The following is a 4,622-nucleotide window of genomic DNA, read 5'->3' on the forward strand; positions in this document are numbered from 1 at the left end:
TGCTCCAGATCGGTGGCGAGGAGGCGGAGCAGCGGCTCGGTCCGCGCCCAATCGTCCAGCGCCGCCTGCAAGGTCGGCGCGAGATGGCCGGCGTCGGCGCACCAGGCGAGATCGTCCGACACCAATACCAGCCGCCCGTCGCGGCCGCCCTTCAAGCTGCCCAGTTTCATGGCCGTCCACTGGCATTTCCCCCTCGCCTTGGCTAGGGGTCGCCCGCGAGTCAGGAGCTTCAAATGGGTAAGCAGGAACGAATTTTCGTGCAGGGCGAGCGCGCCGAGGCCGTCGCCGAGATCGGGACGCTGATCGCGCGGGCGAGGCTGGCGCAGGCCGAGATCGAGCATGCGTCGCAGGAACGGGTCGACGAGCTGATCCGGGCGATGGTCTGGGCGGTGGCGAAGCCCGGCACCGCCGAGGAGATCGCCCGCCACACCGTCGAGGAAACCCAGCTCGGCAATTATGACGGGAAATATCTCAAGATCTTCCGCAAGACCCGCGCCGCTTTGATGGACATCATCGACGACAAGTCGGTGGGGATCATCGAGGAGTATCCGGAGCGGAACATCGTCGTCTTCGCCAAGCCGGTCGGCGTGATCGGCGCCCTCTCCCCCTCGACCAACCCGGAGGCGACACCGGTCATCAAGGCGATCAACGCGGTGAAAGGGCGCAACGCTATCGTCATCGCCCCTCATCCCCGGGCCAAGCTCACCAACAAGCTCGTCGTCGACAAGATGCGCGCGGCGCTGGTGAAGATGGGCGCGCCGGCCGATCTCGTCATCGCGATCGAGACGCCGACGCTCGACAAGACCGAAGAATTGATGCGGCAGTGCGACCGCATCCTCGCCACCGGCGGCGCGCCGATGGTGAAGGCCGCTTATGCGAGCGGCACGCCGGCGCTCGGCGTCGGCGCCGGCAACGCGGTGATCACCGTCGACGAGACCGCCGATCTCGACGAGGCGGCGGAGAAGATCCGGATGTCGAAGACGCTCGACATGGCCGCCTCCTGCTCGTCGGACAACAGCGTCCTCCTCGTCGATGCGATCCATGACGAGATGCTGGCCAAGTTGCAGGAGAAAGGCGGGCTGATCCTGAACGACGCGCAGAAAGCCAAGCTTCAGGCCGTGCTCTGGGTCGACGGCGTCCTCAACGCCAGGATCGTCGCCCAGCCGCCCGAGACGATCGCCGCGATGGCCGGCTTCGACATTCCGGAGGGGACGAAATTCTTCATCGTCCCCGAGACCGGCACCGGTCCGGACTATCCGTTCTCCGGCGAGAAGCTGACCGTCACCATGACGCTCTACCGGGTAAGGGACATCGACGAGGCGATCGCGATGACCAACCGCATCCAGGCCTATCAGGGCCAGGGCCACAGCTGCGGCATCTATTCGCGCTCGGACGCCAACATCATGAAGCTCGCCGAGGCGACCCGCACCTGCCGGGTCATGGTCAACCAGCCCCAGGCGGCCTCGAACAGCGGCAACCTCTGGAACGGCATGCGCCAGACCTTCTCCCTGGGCTGCGGCTCCTGGGGCGGCACCGGCACCAGCAACAACCTCAACTGGCGCGACCTGATCAACGAGACCTGGGTGTCGAAGCCGCTGGCCGTGCCCAAGGAGCTGCCCAGCGACGAGGCGCTGTTCGGGGATGTGATCGGGAAGCTCGCATGAAGGCGCTGGTCAAGAAGGAGCGCGCCCGCGGCCTCTGGCTCGAGGACGTGCCGGAGCCCGAGCCCGGCATCAACGACGTCAAGATCGCCGTGAAGCGCACCGCGATCTGCGGCACCGACCTCCACATCTACAAATGGGACGAATGGGCGCAGAAGACGATCCCGGTCCCCATGGTCGTCGGCCACGAATTCGTCGGCGAGATCGTCGAGGTCGGCGACAACGTCAACGATTTCGCGCCGGGCATGATCGTCTCCGGCGAAGGCCATATCGTCTGCGGCCGCTGCCGCAACTGCATGGCGGGGCGGCGGCATCTGTGCCCCTATACGAGCGGCGTGGGGGTGAACCGGCCGGGCGCCTTCGCCGAATATATCGTCATCCCCAACGCCAATGTCTGGCACCACAATGACGGCATCGATCTCGACGTCGCCTCGATCTTCGATCCGTTCGGCAACGCCACCCATACCGCTTTGCAGTGGGATCTGGTCGGCGAGGACGTGCTGATCACCGGCGCCGGCCCGATCGGCGCGATGGCGGCGGCGGTCGTCCGCCATGCCGGCGCCCGCCACGTCGTGATCACCGACGTCAACGACTACCGCCTGAGCCTCGCCAAGCAGCTCGGCGCGACGCGCACGGTCAATGTCGCCAACGAGAAGCTCGCCGACGTCCAGAAAGAGCTCGGCATGACCGAGGGCTTCGACGTCGGCCTCGAAATGTCCGGCAATCCGAGCGCGCTTCGGGACATGATCGACAACATGGCCCATGGCGGCAAAATCTCGATGCTCGGCATCCCGGAGGGCGAGACCGCGATCGACTGGAACAAGGTCATCTTCAACATGCTGACCCTGAAGGGCATTTACGGCCGGGAGATTTTCGAGACCTGGTACAAGATGAGCGTGATGATCCAGTCCGGCCTCGACATCGCGCCGATCATCACCCACCGACTGCCCTATCGGGAGTTCGAGAGCGGCTTCGAGGCTATGCTGCAGGGCGGCACCGGCAAGGTCGTGCTCAACTGGGAGTGAAATCCTCCCCTGCTTTTGCAGGGGAGGGGGACCAGCCGTAGGCTGGTGGAGGGCCTCCTTTGCGGCAAGAGCCCCTCCACCGCGCTACGCGCGGTCCCCCTCCCCCGGAAAACCGGGGGAGGAATGAGGAGATCCAATGTACGGCGAATTCCAGCAGCACCTGAAGGCCGAGCTCGAGGCGATCCGCGAGGCCGGATTCTACAAGACCGAGCGGGTGATCACGACGCCGCAGGGCAGCCATGTCGAGGTCGCGACCGGCGAGGACGTGATCAACCTGTGCGCCAACAATTATCTCGGCCTCGCCCAGGACCCGCGGGTCGAGCAGGCGGCGCGCGAGGGTCTGGAGCGCTGGGGCTATGGCATGGCCTCGGTCCGCTTCATCTGCGGCACGCAGCGCGTCCACAAGCAGCTTGAGGACCAGCTTTCTGAATGGCTGGGGATGGAGGACACGATCCTCTACCCGTCCTGCTTCGACGCCAATGGCGGCCTCTTCGAGACCCTGCTCGGCCCCGAGGACGCGGTGATCTCGGACGAGCTCAACCACGCCTCCATCATCGACGGCGTCCGCCTCTGCAAGGCGCAGCGCTACCGCTACCGGAATGCCGACATGGCCGATCTGGAGGCCCAGCTCCAGGCCGCCGACGCCGCCGGCGCCCGCTTCAAGCTGATCGCCACCGATGGCGTCTTCTCGATGGACGGCTATATCGCGCCGCTCGCCGCGATCTGCGACCTCGCCGAGCGCTATGGCGCGCTGGTCCATGTCGACGACAGCCATGCGACCGGCGTGGTGGGCGCCGGCGGGCGCGGCACGCCGGAGCATTGCGGCGTGATCGAGCGGGTCGACATCGTCACCGGCACGCTCGGCAAGGCGCTGGGCGGCGCCAGCGGCGGCTTCACCAGCGCCAAGCGTGAGATCGTCGAGCTGCTCCGCCAGCGCTCGCGACCCTATCTCTTCTCCAACACCGTCGCTCCGGCGATGGTCGCCGGCGCCGCCAAGGCGGTCGAGCTCGCCGCCGCCGGCAACGAGCTTCGGACACGCCTCCGCGACAATATGCGCTTCTTCCGCGCCGGCCTGGAAGATGCGGGCTTCGAATTGCTCCCCGGCGAGCACCCGATCATCCCGGTCATGCTGCACGACGCCCGCCGCGCCGCCGCGCTCGCCGACGCGCTGCTGAAGAAGGGGATCTATGTGATCGCCTTCTCCTATCCGGTCGTCCCCAAGGGCAAGGCGCGTATCCGCACCCAGATTTCCGCCAGCCACACGCGTGCGGAGCTGGAGCGTGCCGTCGCCGCATTCGCCGAGGTCCGCGCAGCGCTCGCACAGCAGGGCTAGGCGAGCAGCGCGATGCGGCGCCTCCTGCTCCTCCTCGCCGCGCTCCTCGCCGCCGCTGCCCCGGCGGCCGCCCAGCGGCGGATCGCCCTGACCTTCGACGACGTGCCGCGCTCGCGCGGCGCGTTCTTCTCGCCGGACGAGCGGACACGACTCCTGATCGCCGCGCTGCGCCACGCCCGTGTGAGTCAGGCCGCTTTCTTCGTCACCACCGGCAATCTCGACCGGCCCGACGGCGCCGGCGGCGAGGCGCGGATCGCCGCCTATGTCGCGGCAGGCCATGTCATCGGCAATCATAGCCACAGCCATCTCTGGGCTACCCGCACGCCGGTCGAGACCTATGTCGCCGATCTCGACCGCGCCGCGGCCTGGCTCAGCGGCCGGCCGGGCTGGCGGCCCTGGTATCGCTTCCCCTTCCTCGACGAGGGCCGCGACACGCCCGAGCGGCGCGACGCACTGCGGCTCGCGCTGGCCCGGCGCGGGCTCAGCAGCGGCTATGTCACCGTCGACAGCTATGACTGGCATCTGGAGAGCCTGACCAATCGGGCCGTCCGCGCCGGCCAGACGATCGATCGTGACGCGCTTCGCCAGCTCTATGTCGACGCG

At 67.4% G+C, this 4,622-nt stretch carries 4 protein-coding genes and 1 pseudogene; 4 read left to right on the forward strand and 1 reads right to left on the reverse strand.

Going from position 1 to position 4,622, the window contains the following annotated elements:
• Positions 1–170 (reverse strand): annotated as a pseudogene (locus ACT4N3_RS06040) (fumarylacetoacetate hydrolase family protein); the annotation flags it as partial.
• Positions 171–233: 63 nt separating this feature from the next.
• Between ACT4N3_RS06040 and ACT4N3_RS06045 the strand changes: the two are divergent.
• The 4 genes from ACT4N3_RS06045 to ACT4N3_RS06060 form a co-directional block, all read left to right on the forward strand.
• A complete protein-coding gene (locus ACT4N3_RS06045; protein WP_444854310.1) occupies positions 234–1,664 on the forward strand; it encodes an aldehyde dehydrogenase family protein in 1,431 nt (476 codons plus the stop codon).
• Complete coding sequence (tdh, locus tag ACT4N3_RS06050; RefSeq protein ID WP_444854311.1) at positions 1,661–2,686, forward strand: L-threonine 3-dehydrogenase; 1,026 nt, start codon at positions 1,661–1,663, stop codon at positions 2,684–2,686. The genes ACT4N3_RS06045 and tdh overlap by 4 nt, the downstream gene beginning before the upstream one ends.
• Positions 2,687–2,822: 136 nt before the next feature.
• The gene (locus ACT4N3_RS06055; RefSeq protein ID WP_444854312.1) at positions 2,823–4,019 is read left to right on the forward strand and encodes a glycine C-acetyltransferase; all 1,197 of its coding nucleotides are present in this window, start codon (positions 2,823–2,825) and stop codon (positions 4,017–4,019) included.
• Between the two features lie 12 nt (positions 4,020–4,031).
• On the forward strand, positions 4,032–4,622 hold a 591-nt coding region (locus tag ACT4N3_RS06060), incomplete at its 3' end, for a polysaccharide deacetylase family protein (RefSeq protein WP_444854313.1).

The sequence above is a fragment of the Sphingosinicella sp. genome, assembly GCF_052388015.1.
Taxonomy (GTDB): domain Bacteria; phylum Pseudomonadota; class Alphaproteobacteria; order Sphingomonadales; family Sphingomonadaceae; genus Allosphingosinicella.

Excerpts from the sequence above, each read along its gene's own strand:
- ACT4N3_RS06045 (WP_444854310.1), top strand. The coding sequence starts at position 234 with ATGGGTAAGCAGGAACGAATTTTCGTGCAGGGCGAGCGCGCCGAGGCC.
- tdh (WP_444854311.1), top strand. The coding sequence starts at position 1,661 with ATGAAGGCGCTGGTCAAGAAGGAGCGCGCCCGCGGCCTCTGGCTCGAG.
- ACT4N3_RS06055 (WP_444854312.1), top strand. The coding sequence starts at position 2,823 with ATGTACGGCGAATTCCAGCAGCACCTGAAGGCCGAGCTCGAGGCGATC.